The following is a 15056-nucleotide window of genomic DNA, read 5'->3' on the forward strand; positions in this document are numbered from 1 at the left end:
GGTTAGATCACACCGCGCGTGCGCAGGCTGTCGATGGCGTCTGCGGCGTAACCGAGCCCTTCGAGAATGCCTTGGCTGTGCTGCCCCAAACCTGGAACAGCGTCCATGCGCGGGGTGAACGCAGCATTGCGCGCCGGCGGCAACAGCGATGGCAACGCACCGGCCGGGCTGTCGACTTCGCGCCAACTGTCACGGGCCTTGAGCTGCGGGTGATCCCACACGCCTTGCATATCGTTGACCCGGGCGCTGGCGATCTGTGCGTCTTCCAGGCGCTGGATCACCGCCTCGGCATCCAACTGCGCAAAGCTGTCCACGATGATCTGGCGCAGCACGTCGCGGTTGGCAGAGCGCTTGAAGTTGGCGGAGAAACGCTCGTCAGTCGCCAAGGACGGGGTGAGCAGCACCTTGTCGCAGAACGCCGCCCATTCGCGTTCATTCTGCAGGCCGAGCATTACCGTGCCGCCGTCGCCGGTGGGAAACGGTCCATAGGGATAGATCGTCGAGTGCGCCGCCCCGGCACGCGGCGGCTGCGGTGCGCCGTCGAACGCGTAGTACATCGGGTAGCCCATCCATTCCACCAGGCTTTCCAGCATGCTCACATCGATGCGACTGCCCTTCCCCGTCTTGCCGCGCAGCAGCAGCGCCGAGAGGATGCCGCTGTAGGCGTACATGCCCGCCGAGATGTCCGCGATGGAACAACCGGCCTTGGCCATCTGGTCGTCGCCAGGGCCGCCGGTGACGGAGAGAAAGCCGCCTTCGCTCTGGATCAGCAGGTCATAGGCCTTTTTCTTTTCGTACGGCCCGCCTTCGCCATAGCCGGAAATATCGCAGACGATCAGGCGTGGGAAGCGCGCATGCAACGCCTCGAACGACAAGCCCATGCGCGCGGCGGCGCCGGGCGCGAGGTTCTGTACCAGTACGTCGGCGTCAGCCAATAAGGTATCGAGAATAGTGCCCGCCTCGTCCTGCTTGAGGTCCAGCGTCAGGCTTTCCTTGGAGCGGTTGGTCCACACGAAATGCGAAGCCAGGCCACGCACACGTTCATCATAGCCACGGGCAAAGTCGCCTGCGCCGGGGCGTTCCACCTTGATCACGCGGGCGCCCAGGTCGGCCAGTTGACGGGTACAGAATGGCGCGGCAATCGCGTGTTCCAGGCTGACAACGGTGATGCCGTCCAGCGGTCTTGGGTTAGTCATGACAGTTCCTCAAAGCCAGTCGGTCATGGATGCGGCGTTGCGCAGGTCCCAGACCTTGTCGATCAGGGCATTGGCCTGGGCCGGTGTGCGGGCGTTGCTGAATTGGCTGAGGCGCTGGAATTTATCAGCCAACTCCTCACGGCTCAGGGTGTTGCCCGGATCGCCTTTGGGCTCGTCGATGGCGCCGTGCAGCGTGCGGCCATCCAGCGTGGTGACGGTGACGCGACCGAGCCAGCGTTGCGGGTAAGCACCGTCGACGTCGGGGTCGAGGGTCATGCTGACCTTGTCGCGAAACGCCGAGACCGCTGGATCGGTCAACGCCAGCTCATGGAACTCGGTGAGCCCGGCCTTGCCATGCACGGCAATCAGGCCCAGCACGGTGCCCATGGAGAACTTGGCCTGGTGCACGCTGGTCGGTACTTTCACCCTGCCCAGTACATCGATGGCGCCTTGGTGCACGCGTGTTTCCACGTGGGCGATCTGTTCGGCGTGCAGGCCTTCGCGTTGCATCAAATCCAACAGCGCATCGGCGGCCGGATGGGTATGGCGGCATGAGGCGTGGAACTTGAACGAGGTTTCCAGCAACGCCCAGCGGCTGCCCAGGTCGGCGGACAACTTGGCAGGCTCGGCATCACGGGACATACCGGCCGCCAGACCTTGATCGCCCTCCAGAATATTGCGCGCGCCGGTCAGGCCGTCCGCCGTGAGGTAAGCGGCGAGCAAGCCGTCCGCCGCCGCTTTCGCCGTGTGCAGTTGCTTGGAATCGGCGGCATCGCGCAGGAACTCCCACAAGCCGGCCGCCTGGGTGCCCGCGCTGCCGAGCAGGTTGATGAATTGTTCTTCGTTGAAATCCAGCAACTTGCCTACGGCTACCGCCGCCGCCAACGTGCCGACGGTGGCCGTCGTGTGAAAGATACGGTAGTGGGAACGGCCCATGAATTCGCCGATGCGGATACCCGCTTCATAACCGGCTACCGACGCCAGCAGCAAATCGCGGCCGGATTTGCCGAGGTCCTGGGCGGCCGCCAGCGCTGCTGGAAATACCACGGTCGCCGGGTGCAGCACGGAGCTGTTGTGCAGGTCGTCCTGCTCGACCAGATGGGATGAAGCTGCGTTGACCAGCGCGGCGAAATACGCGCTGGTGCTGCCGCCATTGACGATCACCTGCGCCGGACCGCTGCTGGGGCCCATTTTCTGCGCATAACGCTCGAACAACGGAATCGGGTGCGCGCCCTGGCTTGCCAGCGCCGAGGCCAGCCAGTCCAGGTACAAATCTTCGGTGCGCGCCAGCACATCTTCCGGCAGTTGCGCGTAATCCAGTTCGGCGAGGAACCGACACAAGGCTTGGGTATGGCTCATGGTCAGGCCCTCAGAAGCTGCGTGGCAGTTCGAGCAGATGCTCGGCCACGTAGGACAGGATCAGGTTGGTGGAGATCGGCGCCACCTGGTACAGGCGCGTCTCGCGGAATTTGCGCTCCACGTCGTATTCGCAGGCAAAGCCGAAACCGCCGTGGGTTTGCAGGCAGGCGTTGGCCGCTTCCCAGGACGCCTTGGCCGCCAGGTACTTGGCCATGTTGGCGCTGGCCCCGGCATTGGCGCCGCTGTCGTATTCCTCGCAGGCACGCCAACGCATCAGGTCGGCCGCTTCGATCTCGATATGTGCTTCAGCAATCGGAAACTGCACGCCCTGGTTCTGCCCGATGGGCCGGCCAAACACCACGCGGTCGCGGGCATAAGCACTGGCCTTTTCGATAAACCAGCGGCCATCACCGATACACTCGGCGGCGATCAGCGTGCGCTCGGCGTTGAGGCCGTCGAGGATGTATTTAAAGCCCTTGCCCTCTTCGCCGATGAGGCTGTCCAGGGGCAACTCCAGGTTGTCGAAGAACAGCTCGTTGGTTTCGTGGTTGACCATATTGGCGATGGGCTGCACGGTCAGGCCGTTGCCGATGGCTTCGCGCAGGTCCACCAGGAAGATCGACATGCCTTCGGATTTTCTCTTCACCTCGGCCAATGGCGTGGTGCGCGCCAGCAGGATCATCAGGTCGGAATGCTGGATCCGCGAGATCCACACTTTCTGGCCGTTGATCACGTACTTGTCGCCGCGTTTTATCGCGGTGGTCTTGATCTTGGTGGTATCGGTGCCGGTGGTGGGCTCGGTCACGCCCATGGATTGCAGGCGCAATTCGCCGCTCGCAAGCTTGGGCAGGTAGAAGCGTTTCTGTGCCTCGCTGCCGTGCCGCAACAGGGTGAACATGTTGTACATCTGGCCGTGTACGGTGCCGGAGTTGCCGCCGCAGCGGTTCACTTCTTCAAGGATCACCGAGGCTTCCGCCAGGCCCAGGCCGGAGCCGCCGTACTCTTCGGGGATCATCGCCGACAGCCAGCCGGCGTCGGTCAGTGCCTTGACGAAGGCTTCGGGGAAGCCTTTTTCCTCATCAATCCTGCGCCAGTACGCGGCATCGAATTCGGCGCACAAAGCGCGCACACCTTCGCGGATGGCATTGAGTTCTTCATTGTCATTGGGGTTCATTAACGGCTCTCCACCTGTTGTTCTTGGATTATTCGAAATGCACGCTGGCTTGCTGCGCCAGGCCATCGACGTTGCCGGCCCACAGCTGCGCCACACCGGTTTCGATCACGCGGCCGCCCACTTCAAACGGCTGCGGCGCAATCAACGGGCGCACGCCGCGATAGGCAAAACGGCGCAAGGTGGCGCCAGGGTTGGCGCGGCAGAATGCGCGCAGGCTCAGGGTGGCGATCAGCGGCCCATGCACCACCAGGCCTGAATAGCCTTCGGTGCCGGTGACATAGGGGTAGTCGTAGTGAATGCGATGCCCGTTGAAGGTCACGGCGCTGTAGCGAAACAGCAGGGTGGGCGTGGGATCGACGGCTTCAGACCATTCGCCCTGCTCCAGCGCATCACCGCTGCCGGATTTGGGCGGTGTGGGTTCGCGGTAGACGATGTCCTGTTCCTCACGGATCGCCAGGCGACCGTCCTGGGAATAGTCGTGGCGCACGGTGACAAACAGCAGCGAACCGGTGCGACCGGTTTTCTCTTCGACTTGGGTAATGGTCGACACGCGGGTCGCCGCCTCACCGGCCCGCAGTGCCTGCAGGAACTCGATGCGCCCACCGGCCCACATGCGGTTGCGGTTGTCAGCCGGCGGCAGGAAACCGCCACGGGCCGGGTGGCCGTCGCTGCCTAGTGCGGTTTCCGGCAGCGGGTCTTGGAAGAAACACCACTGCCACAGCGGCGGGATGTCCGCGCCGTCTTCGGGCACTTCTTCACCGAAGGTGGCGGCAATACGCTTGAGCAGGTTATGGCTGAGGTGGTCGTGGGCGGTTTCGCTTCGGCCGATCCAATCGGTGGCGCTCATCGGGTGCAGGTCCTCGGGCAGTGAGTGTCTGCCCCGGATCATGCAAGCCTATCGCCGTTCTGAGAATTTGCATTTCAATAAACCGGCGTTCGGTTATGCTGAACGCCGCCATCCTGTACCGGGAGCCTTTCATGCACTTCGATCTGGCCGACCTGCGGCTGTTTATCCATATCGCCGAATCCCCCAGCCTGACCCAGGGCGCCAAGCGCGCGTTCCTCTCGCCGGCCGCAGCCAGCGCAAGGATCAAGGCGCTCGAAGGGCAACTCGACACCCGCCTGCTGTACCGCGACAGCCGTGGCGTGGAGATCACCCCGGCCGGTGAGCGTTTGCTGCACCATGCGCGGTTGATCATGCGCCAGGTGGATTACCTCAAGAGCGAATTCACCCAATACGGTGTGGATTCGGCCGGGCATATCCGCATCTTTGCCAACACCACGGCCGTCACCGAGTTCTTGCCGGAGGTGCTGGCGGGCTTCTTGTCACAACGTCCCGGCGTGACCGTCGACCTGCAGGAACGACTCTCCCGCGATATCGTGCGCGGCGTGCTGGATGGCACCAGCGACATGGGCATCATCGCCGGCCCCGTGGAAGCCTCGGGCTTGCAGGTGTTGCATTTCAGCACCGATGAGCTGGTGTTGATGGTGCCGGTCGGCCACCCCTTGGCGGAACAACCCTCGGTCACGCTGGAACAGACCCTCGCCTACCAGCATATCGGCCTGCACGAAGGCAGCACCTTGCTGAGTTTCCTGCGCGAGCACGTCGAGCGGCTCGGCAAACATTTGTCGCTGCGTATCCAGGTGTCGAGCTTCGAGGCGATCTGCCGGATGGTCGAAGCCGGTGTGGGGATCGGGATCATTCCGGAGTCGGCCGCCGTGCGTCACAGCCGCACCATGCAATTGGTGGCGGTGAAGCTGGACGAACCCTGGGCGATCCGTGAGCGCAGTATCCTGGTGCGGGAACTGGAGGCGTTGCCCGGCACCATTCGTGCATTGATTGCCACGTTGATGCCGGACTCGGTCAGTGCAGGCTGAGGTTACGCAGACGTGCACCGTCCACGGTGATATGGCTCAAACGCCCCTGGTCATCGAATAACAGCCAGCCCTCCCCGCTGCGACGGATGTTCACTTCGTAGCGGGGCCAATGCAGCACCGCACACAGGTGGTCACTGGCGCGATGGATAAAGTGCCAGCGCGTGTCGCGTTCGCCAGCGATATAGCCGAACACCAGCCAGTCAGCATCGAGGGCGATGCGCACCGGGTCGCCGTCGAAGAAACCTTCGTCACAGCCCGGCAGGCGATAACCCTTGCGGTTGCCCGCGACATCCAGGATCAGCGTCGGCTCTTCGTCATCGCGGCACCTGATCGCGTACTCGATGGTTTGATCAAGCGCACAGTACAGCGCGTGGTTCTCCTCCGACTGCGTTGACGCCGGCTCACGCCCGGCCAGCCGACGCTCAGGCAAGCGGTAGTGCCAGCGTTCGACGCCATCACGCGGGTTGTAGAGCCAGAGGAACTCATTGCGCTCATCACCTTTGAGCGCGCGCAGCGTGCCCGGCAAGTCGCTGACGTGCCACAGGGTTTCAAAGTTGCGGTCCACGTCCACCACGCGCAGTTGCCGGCCCTGGCCGAGGGTCCAGGTGCTGCCGTCAAACTGCTCGGCGAACACGTCCAGCACCTGCACGCCCAGGTCGGTGGCGGTACGGTTGACCAGGTCGAGCTTGCTGATGCGCCACACCCTGTCACGGCGGGTCAGCACCAGCGCCATCTGCCGACTGTGGGCCAGGACAATCCGCTGGGCCGGAACGGCGAAGTGATACAGGGTCTTGCCGCTGGCATCCGTCACCACCGCACCGGCCTCGCCCAGTGCCACCAGATAACGCTCGTCATCCAACGACACCGCGTCGTAGACCGGTCGGCTGCCCTGGGTCGGAGCGGTCCACTCCAGCGCATCGTCCACACGGACCAACGAGCGCCGGGCAGGACGCTTGAGCGCCTGACCAGGCAAGTCCGCCTGCAAGCATTTATCGCGGCTCATCTTGACCAGCGATTGCAGCTGATTGAAGTTCAACCCCCCGTGACCACTGAGCTGGTCGGCCAGCACCGCGTGCACCGTCGCGCCGGCCAGCCAACGCAGTGCAGCGGCGTCGGACTTGTGCGCCAGCAGCGCCTGCGCCAGGGCATCGCGCTCGGCGTAACGGTCGGGATCGTCACGCAATTGTTCGATCCAGGGCCCGTAAGCCTCCAGGGTCTGCGGCAGCAGAATCGCGCGTTTGACCAAGGCGCCCATCGCCAGCCGTCCACCGGCCGCTTCAGCATCCAGCAGCCATTGAGCCGCACGCGGGCGCTCATCCGGCAGGCTCCACACCACCTCGACGGCTTGCAGCCACAGGCCTTTGGCGATCAGCGATTCAGCCCATTCCAGGCGCAAGCGCTCGGCAATTTGCGGCTGCTTGGCCTGGAGCAACACCACGGCATCGGCAAATGCATCGTCACGCCGCGCCACCAGCAAGGCACGCTGCCAGTTCTCGGCCAGGCACAGCAGACGCACGATCACCGCCGACGGCATGTCCCAGGCCAGGGCCAAGTCGGCAGCCTGTTGGTAGCGCGCGTGCTTTTCCAGGTAGTCGAGGGCTTCCTGGCGCTCCTTGAGCAGTTCCGCGAGGACGAAGACCGCTTCTTCAATACGGTTCTCGCGCGCCAGGCGTTCGTAGGAGCGGCGATAGACCTCGCGCAGATGCTCGGTCAGGCTTTGTTCGAAATGGTACGCACGGCCGGACCCGCTCTGCTGGCTGAGGGTCAGGTCCTGGCGCCGCTGCGGCGTGCCGAAATTCTGTTCAGCATTCGACTCCTGGCCACCCAAAGGGATGGCATGGCGTAAGGCTTCGGCAAAATCACCGTCCTCGAACATCTCCAGCATGCGCTGCATGTAGGCGGCTTGGCGTTTGCCGTACAGCCTGGACAGTTTTGAGTGCTCGGTCAGGCGGGTCAGCCAACGGCGCCAGGCGGACGGTTTATGCCGGGCCGGTTTGGCCCGTTCTGCGATGCCAGGATCAGCCGGCGCTGAAGGCACGGCGCTGACGGCCTGTACACCTCGGCGCAGGAATTTGTTGATGCCCATCAACACGGCGGTGAACACAATAGCGCTCAGCAGCATGCCCAGGATCACGCCGCTGATGTCTTCAGTGGTCGCGGCCGGAACCGGCGTCAAGGGTTTGGATTGGCCTTGGGTGGCCATCCAGATAAACCCGGCCACCAACGCCAGGGTGGCGCCCAGTTTCAACGCCGGGTACTGCGCGGGCTCCTCGCTGGCCCATTGCCGAGTGGCCTTGGGAGACGCGGCTTTCGGCGCGGGCTGTTGACGCTCCAGCAACGCGCGGATCACACCTTCCTGCTCGGGGCTGACCGGCGCCAGGCCACCGAGGATCTCACGCACATCGATGATATCCGGCGCGGGCAGCACAGGCACAATCGGCGCATGGCAATCGAAGGTATCCAGCAAGGTGTACGCGCTGATCTCCAGCCACAACCCCGGCTCGAGGGCCTCGGCGTCGCGCAACTGCAAGGCGTGAACCTGGCTGCCGCGCACCAGCCACAGGTCGGCGGCGGGTAACGCACGCAGCTCTTCAGCGGTCAGCTGTGCCGAACACAACCCACGCCCCTGGCGGACCAGCGGCCAGCCGGCAAGGGTTTGGCAATCCAATGCGACGGGTGTACTGAACTGCACCCCATCACCGTCGGCAAACCGGTAGGCGACGGCGCCCGCGCGCCAGTGCTCCAGGATCAGGCGGGCCCGCTCCTGCAAAGTGAAACGCTCGGCAGGCAGCCACACGCCGTCGATGGACTGGTGCCCAGTCAGCAGCGGGCGGCGGATCAGCAGGGGTTCTTGCTCACGCATGGGCAGGCTCTTGTTTCAGGTCGCACATGACTTGCAAGCGCATGGCGCGCTCGGTGACGTTGAACACCAGTAACTCCCGCGCCGTGGTCAGCACCGCCACCAGCCCGCTCATGGGACAGAAACTCGCACGGGCAATCGGTGCCGAGGTGGTGAACAGTGTTTGTTGTTGGCCTTCTGAGTACAGGCCAATGGTGTGCTGGTTGGGGCCCAGCAGGACCAGTGAATAGCGCTCCTGCGCAGCCACCTGATGATGCAGGCCGATAGCACTCCAGCCAGGCGCCAGGTCGATCTGCGCCCTTTTTGCGGGGAAGCTGTCGTGGGTCACCAGGCGCCAGCTCTGGCGGCCATCATGGTGAGTGAGTAATGCGCAACCGCCAAAGGCGTGCTTCCAATGGGCGGTACTGGCGAACAGTATCTGGCTGACTCCGGCAGCCGCACCGACTGCGTAGCCGGAACTGCGGACACCGGAGGCCGTTGCGGGGTACGCCACCAGTTGCCCGGCCTCGCTGCGGGCGTAGACCAACAACAACGCATTCAGCTGCGCCAGCCCCATGACATTGTTCGTCACCGAAAAATTCGCGGCTCTCGGTTCATGACCGGGGCGCTGCCAGTGGGCGAGCTGACCGTTTGTATCGAGTAAATACACGCGTTCCGACTGTTGACCACGCAGCCACACTGCGGGCAGAAAGGTCGCGGTGCCCGGTGGCAGGTGCAGCTCTTCGCGCGCGGGCTTGTTGGCAGAAACCAGGCCGGGGATATTCCAGAAGGTCAGGAGGTTGCCATCACCGAGCACCGCCCCAAGGCTGCGATAGTTGAAGGCGGCTGCAAACACATGCTGGTGTTTGCCCCACAGGCGACGTCGCACTTCGAGGGTTTTTTTCTGGTTCTTGTTGGGCAGCTTGATCACCGCCATGCCGTGTTCGTCGAGCAGGCGCAGGGCGACATAGTTGCCGGAGCCGGAGATGACGGGCGGCAATGTCAACGCAACCCGCGCCACCCGCCCGGCAGCGCTTGGCGCCGGAGTATGCACGGCATTATCGAACTGCCCCTTGAGCAGGCGCACCGCCTGTTGCTCGTCGGGCATCGGCAGCGACACGCGCCGCGACTGCAAAGCGAAAGACAGGCTGCGGCCGTCCAGGTTGCGCGTAATCTGCACGCGGTGGGTGCAAGTGGTGGAATCGGTCGGCGGCAAGCGCTGGCCGACCACCCAACACTCTCCAACCGTCTGTTCGGCCAAGGTGTCACGCCAAGCCAGCCAATGGTTGTCGCTGACGACCTCGTAGGTACGGGCTTCGAGCAAGCGCGTAAGCTGCGCCGCCGAGTCCAGCTCCTGCAACACCGGCGTGCCCTGCAGAATGCCCCAGCGCAATTGCGCCCCCGCCTCCTGCGCACGGCGCGCCAGCAACATCAGCAACGCCAAGTGTACCAGGCGTGCAGCGCCCAGTTGCAGGGGGCCGGCGTCGAACAACACCACGATCAGGCGGTTCGCCTCACGGGCGCGGTACTGCGGGGCGAGGAACATATGCTCGCCGCCCACTGCCCGGCGCAGGAACTCATCCGGCACTTCATCGGCCAGCAGCCATTCGCTGGACAGCAACCGCTCATAGGGGCCGCGCCGGTGCAGGTCGCCCAGGCCATCGGGCTCCGGCACGCCACCCTGGTGCAGGCCACGCAGTGGACCGAGCAGCGGGTTGAGACGACCCAGCAGGTCGGCGAACACTGGCAAATGTTCCGGGGCAAACCATTCCAGCCATTGCCGCCAGGGTTGCAGCGCCTCAGGCAGTTGCATGGGTGACTCCCCAATAATCAGCGATACGTTGCAGATGGTCAGGCGACACGACCAGCAAGCGGTCCAGCGGGATCACCGCCGCAGGTTCACGCCACACCAGCAAGGGCGAACGCTTGAAGCGCGCTGAAAAGGCCTGGCCCAGCAAGTCCTGGGGCACATCCGGCTCCCAACTGGTCGGCAACCAGAGGTGTGGCGCACTGGCGCTGGGGGCGGCGTACGCCACGCCGTCGACCCACGGCAGATCAGCCGTCGCGCCGGTCACCACCAACACCTCAGCGTTGGCCGTGGCGTGCAGACGCGCGGCGTGTTCAGCCTCAAGCAACGCCAGGCGCCTAAGCATCCGGCGTGCCGCATCGCCCCAGGCCACGGCGGCTTGTGCCTCGGCAGGTGCCTGGCGTGAGCGCCAGCGCCAAGGGTGGCTCAACGCACTCATTCGGCGGGGGTCAGCAAACGCGTGAGTTGCCCCCGCGCCTGCTGCAACGGCTCGGGCATGGTCTGGCTGTTGAAGTTGGCATCGATCTCGCGCAACAGGCCTTCAAGCACGGTACTGGTCGGCGGCTCGCTACGGGCGAGGTAGTCTTCGGCGGTTTCCAGCAGGCGATTCAAACGTGACATCGGCTGCAACGTGGCCTCTTCCACCGCGCTGAACAGATGGCTGTTGCTGGACGCGGCAAACAGGTCACGCAACACCTCACGACCCTGTTGCTGGGTGGCCTGGGTCGGCAGTACATAGAGCAGCGGCCACAGGTCGGCGTCGCTGGCTTCCAGGCGACCGCCGAGCAATGCGGCAGCGGCGATCAGGCGCTGGGATTTGACGATGCGTCGGTCGGACAGTTGGATACCGGCCTCGCGCAAACGGCGAATGGCCTGGGCCAGGGCGGGACGCACGGCGGTCAGGTCGACGTTTTTCAACGCATGGCCAAGCGTGTCCAGTTGCGCGAGACCCAGCAACTGTTGCACCGGGCGCTGCTCGGACTGCCAGCCACCGGCCAACATGGCTTCCAATTGGTTGTCCGGCACCGACTCGACAAACAGGTGCAGCAAGAAGCGGTCACCAAAGGCCGCCAGCGCTTCATCATCCGGGAGGCCGTTGGCGGCGCCGACGCACACGCGCAGCGGGCATTGCACCTGGGTATGACCCCGGCGGAAACGGCGCTCGTTGAGTACACCCAATAACGTGTTGAGGATCGCAGTGGAGCCCAGGAAGACCTCGTCAAGAAACACGATATCGGCTTCCGGCAACATGCCGCTGACATCGGTTTCCACCGTGCCTTCGCGAAGTTTTTTCAGGTCGACCGCGCCAAACAATTCGGACGGCTCGGTGAAGCGCCCAAGCAGGTACTCGAAGTAACGCCCGCCCATGGACTGCGCGACGCGGCGCACCACCGCACTCTTGGCGGTGCCGGGCGGCCCGATCACCAGGATGTGCTCCTGGGCCACGGCGGCCAGCACAATCAATTCGGCCAATTGCTCACGCCCGACCAAGCCTTCGGTGGCGGCACGCACGGCGTGGCGGATTTGCGCGGCAGCGCTTTGCAATTGAGCAATCATGGGCGTCTTCCCTGAAACCAAAGCGGAGGATCTTGCCTGAGGCTAAGGTATTAGAAAAGTGTTGTTACACACTCTGATCAGGAGTCAGCCCATGCAGCTTGAAAGATCCTGCCATTCGGCGCCGTCACGTTCAGCACTGAACAGTGCCCCCCCTTACCCCTACCAGCGTTGCTACTGCTCGCAATGCGGCAGCGCGCTGTGGGTGTTCAGCCCGGAATGGCCGGAGCTGCCCCATCCATTTGCCTCGGTTATCGACACGCCATTGCCGGTGCAACCGGAGCATACGCACTTGATGCTCGGATCCAAGGCGCCCTGGGTAGACGTCACCTTGCGCAAGGGCGACCTGCAGCTCGATGAATACCCAGAAGAGTCGATCGCCGAATGGCATGAACGTCACGGAGTGCTCCGTTAACAGTCTTTGACAGTTTATCGACAAAGCTGTCAAAGACCGTCGAGCACCGCAGCTCTAGCATTCGAGCCTCCAAACCACCTGTCGGGTGCTCGTCATGCTTCGCACATTGCGCGGTCTTCCGTTGCTCGGTTGCCTGTTGGGCAGTATTGGCTGCCACGGGCAGTCACCTGCCCCGCCGTCAATTCCGAAGGGCGACTACAGCGCGATCATCCGTTACCTGCAAACCCGGATCCCGCGGGACATGGCCCAGGACAACATTCCGGGCCTGTCGATTGCGCTGGTCAACGGCCAGGAGTTGATCTGGGCTCGCGGATTCGGCATGGCCGACAAAGCCAAGGGCTTGCCGGTGACGCCAAACACCGCCTTTCGGGCCGGCGCAATCTCCAAGCTGCTCACCGCCAGCGCGGCCCTGCAACTGGTTGAACAACAGCGACTGGCACTGGACGCACCGATCCAGCAAACCCTGCGCGAATTCTATGTGCGCTCGCGCTTCCACGTCGACCAACACGCCGCAGACCGCGACATCACCTTGCGTCGCCTGCTCAGCCATCAGTCCGGCTTGCCCAGTGAACACCTGCGTGACCTGCGCAACAGCTACGCCATGGGGCAGATGCCAATGCGCCTGTCCGGCGTCTGGCTGAGCACCCCACCCGGCACACAAGTGGCCTACTCCAACCTGGGTTATGCGCTGGTGGGTGCGGCCATCGAGCGCAGCAGCGGCAAGGAGTTTGAAGCCCAATTGCAACATAGCCTGCTCAAACCGCTGGAGATGGACCATGCGAGCTTTGTCGGGACCGCCGCGCAAATCGGCTATCGCGCCCAGGGCTACCAGGAAGGCGTCGCCAGTACCGATGCGCAACTGCGTGACATCGCCGCCGGCGGCTTGTGGGCCAGCCCCAGGGACCTCAGCCATTACGTGCAGATGCTGTTTGCCGAAGGCCTCTACAAGGGCAATCGGGTGATGGCCAGCCGCTCCATCGATGAAATGTTCACCCAGCAAAACACCGGCAATGCCCTGGACTTCGATTGCCAGATCGGCCTGGCGTGGTTTCTGGCCCCCTGCGGTGACGAGCCGATCGGCCCAGGGGTGCGCACCTATCAGCACAGTGGGGGTGGCGATGATTTCGCCGCACAGTTGACCCTGCTGCCGGACCATCAATTGGCCGTAATCATCATGGCCAACGACAGCAATGCCGAAGACCTGGTCGCCACACTAGCCACGGATGCCTTGCGCCTGATGCTTCAGGCGCAAACCGGCGAACAGGTATGCAGCGATGACTGCCAGGCACCCCGTCATGGGCTCAAGCTGCGCCAGGTGCCGGCCGCCATCGACCGTCAGCGCCTGGCCGGGTTCTACGCCACCGCCTGGGGCGTGTTCCGCATCAAAGATGATGACCAGAGGCTGCGCGGCGAACTCGCCGGCTTCAACTTCGAACTGTTGCGTGACGATCAAGGCTGGCTGCGCGCCCAGAAGAAACTCTTCGGTTTCTGGCTCAAGGACCTCGGCGAACTGGGCCAGGTACAACTCGACGTCATCACCGTGCAAGGCCGGCAGATGCTCACGGCGCGCAGTCATGGCCAGCGCATCCCCATCGGCGAACGCATCGACCCGCCGCCACTGCCCTTGGCTTGGGCCGACACCGTCGGCACCTACCAAGTACTCAACACCCATGAACCCGATGCGCCATTGAGCGGCATCAGCGTGCGCCTCGAAGAAGGCTTCCTGGTGATTCGCGGCCAACTGCACGACGAGCCACTGACCGACTACATCCTGCTGCCGGTGGACAACGCCCATGCCGTACTCGCCGGGAACGGCTATGGCCTGGGTGACACCGTCAGCCGCCAGATCAATGGCCTGAGCGCTTCGGGCTACTCCTTCAAACGTACCCATCCACCCTTGAGTTTCTAACCGACATGAAAACCCTGATGAACCCAAAAAATCTGTGCCTGTCCCTGACCTCACTGTGTTTGCTCGCGGGCGCCAACAGCGTGCTGGCTGAGGACTGGACCTACAGCCTCAAGGCCGGCGTGGCCAACCTGCCCCGCTACAGCGGCAGCGACGAACGCATGACCGCCCCAGTATTCGGCGGCGCCATCGTCAGCCCCTGGGGGATTTTCCTCGACACTGACAAGGGCCTGGGCTGGGGCTACGAAGGCAATGCCTTGAGCTTCAGTGCTTATGTCGGCGCCAGTGGATCACGCAAAGACAAAAACGAATCCATGCACCTGGGCTCCAAACGCCTGAAAGGCATGGGCGAAATCAAGTCACGCCCGCAGTTGGGTGTGAGTGCCAGCTACAACCTGGGCGGCATGATTGTCGGCGCCACGCTGGAACATGCCCTCAAGGAAGATGACCACAAGGACAGCGGCAAAGCATTCACCCACCTGGAACTGAGCCTGGGCACCAACCTGTATGAAGGTCGTTTCGGCTCTGTCGACGCCAGCCTCAGCAGCCATTTCGGTGACCGTGACTACCTGCAGACCTGGTACGGCGTGACCACCGACCAAGCGGCCCGCAGCCGTTTCAAAGCCTACAAGGCGGGTGCGGGCAATATCAGCAATGGTATGAACCTGGTATGGAGCCTGCCGATCAGCGAGCACACCCAGTTCTCGACCTTGCTGGATGTGCAGTACCTGGCGGATGAAGCGGGGAAAAGTCCGATTGTGGAGCGGCGGTTGCAAACATCGGTAATGGGCGTGCTGGAATACAGCTTCTGACTGTACGGATCACCGAGAGGTATTTATTTACACATCGGTCATGAACCGCTCCCAGAGGTTGGACACAAAAAGTAGTCAGGTTCCTTCCCTGCTGCCTTGTTGCCAACCCTTGAGAA

Annotated in this window: 12 protein-coding genes; 4 read left to right on the forward strand and 8 right to left on the reverse strand. The window is 63.4% G+C overall.

The annotated features are described in order from the left end of the window. Window positions 1-2: 2 nt before the first annotated feature. From AYR47_RS23815 to AYR47_RS23830, 4 genes are read right to left on the reverse strand one after another with little or no spacing between them, the layout of a single operon-like run. A complete protein-coding gene (locus AYR47_RS23815; protein WP_033896625.1) occupies window positions 3-1196 on the reverse strand; it encodes a CaiB/BaiF CoA transferase family protein in 1194 nt (397 codons plus the stop codon). A gap of 9 nt (window positions 1197-1205) precedes the next feature. Further along, window positions 1206-2555, reverse strand: a complete 1350-nt coding sequence (locus AYR47_RS23820; protein WP_061437230.1) for an MmgE/PrpD family protein — start codon at window positions 2553-2555, stop codon at window positions 1206-1208. 10 nt (window positions 2556-2565) lie between these two features. Then, window positions 2566-3729, reverse strand: coding sequence for an acyl-CoA dehydrogenase family protein (locus tag AYR47_RS23825; RefSeq protein ID WP_033896628.1), 1164 nt, complete (start codon window positions 3727-3729; stop codon window positions 2566-2568). A gap of 28 nt (window positions 3730-3757) precedes the next feature. Further along, window positions 3758-4576, reverse strand: a complete 819-nt coding sequence (locus tag AYR47_RS23830; protein ID WP_061437232.1) for an FAS1-like dehydratase domain-containing protein — start codon at window positions 4574-4576, stop codon at window positions 3758-3760. A 131-nt stretch (window positions 4577-4707) separates the two neighbouring features. Between AYR47_RS23830 and AYR47_RS23835 the strand changes: the two genes are divergently transcribed. Next, window positions 4708-5607 (forward strand): LysR family transcriptional regulator, encoded by a 900-nt coding sequence (locus AYR47_RS23835; protein ID WP_033896643.1) that lies wholly within the window; start codon window positions 4708-4710, stop codon window positions 5605-5607. Here AYR47_RS23835 and AYR47_RS23840 read toward each other — a convergent pair. From AYR47_RS23840 to AYR47_RS23855, 4 genes are read right to left on the reverse strand one after another with little or no spacing between them, the layout of a single operon-like run. Further along, window positions 5594-8470, reverse strand: a complete 2877-nt coding sequence (locus AYR47_RS23840; protein ID WP_061437234.1) for a bpX6 domain-containing protein — start codon at window positions 8468-8470, stop codon at window positions 5594-5596. The two genes, AYR47_RS23835 and AYR47_RS23840, sit on opposite strands and share 14 nt — an antisense overlap. Beyond that, window positions 8463-10259 (reverse strand): hypothetical protein, encoded by a 1797-nt coding sequence (locus AYR47_RS23845; protein WP_061437236.1) that lies wholly within the window; start codon window positions 10257-10259, stop codon window positions 8463-8465. The genes AYR47_RS23840 and AYR47_RS23845 overlap by 8 nt, the downstream gene beginning before the upstream one ends. Beyond that, complete coding sequence (locus AYR47_RS23850; protein ID WP_061437237.1) at window positions 10246-10692, reverse strand: bpX5 domain-containing protein; 447 nt, start codon at window positions 10690-10692, stop codon at window positions 10246-10248. Before AYR47_RS23850 ends, AYR47_RS23845 begins: the two co-directional genes overlap by 14 nt. Beyond that, window positions 10689-11810 (reverse strand): AAA family ATPase, encoded by a 1122-nt coding sequence (locus AYR47_RS23855; protein WP_033896635.1) that lies wholly within the window; start codon window positions 11808-11810, stop codon window positions 10689-10691. Before AYR47_RS23855 ends, AYR47_RS23850 begins: the two co-directional genes overlap by 4 nt. Window positions 11811-11901: 91 nt before the next feature. Between AYR47_RS23855 and AYR47_RS23860 the strand changes: the two genes are divergently transcribed. From AYR47_RS23860 to AYR47_RS23870, 3 genes are all read left to right on the forward strand, one after another. Beyond that, on the forward strand, window positions 11902-12222 hold the full coding sequence (locus AYR47_RS23860) for a hypothetical protein (protein ID WP_061437239.1): 321 nt from the start codon (window positions 11902-11904) through the stop codon (window positions 12220-12222). 94 nt (window positions 12223-12316) lie between these two features. Then, window positions 12317-14131: a serine hydrolase domain-containing protein gene (locus AYR47_RS23865; protein WP_061437241.1), complete on the forward strand. Its 1815-nt coding sequence runs from the start codon at window positions 12317-12319 to the stop codon at window positions 14129-14131. A gap of 17 nt (window positions 14132-14148) precedes the next feature. Then, a complete protein-coding gene (locus tag AYR47_RS23870; protein ID WP_082461374.1) occupies window positions 14149-14940 on the forward strand; it encodes a MipA/OmpV family protein in 792 nt (263 codons plus the stop codon). Window positions 14941-15056: the final 116 nt, after the last annotated feature.

The organism is Pseudomonas azotoformans, assembly GCF_001579805.1.
Taxonomy (GTDB): domain Bacteria; phylum Pseudomonadota; class Gammaproteobacteria; order Pseudomonadales; family Pseudomonadaceae; genus Aquipseudomonas; species Aquipseudomonas azotoformans_A.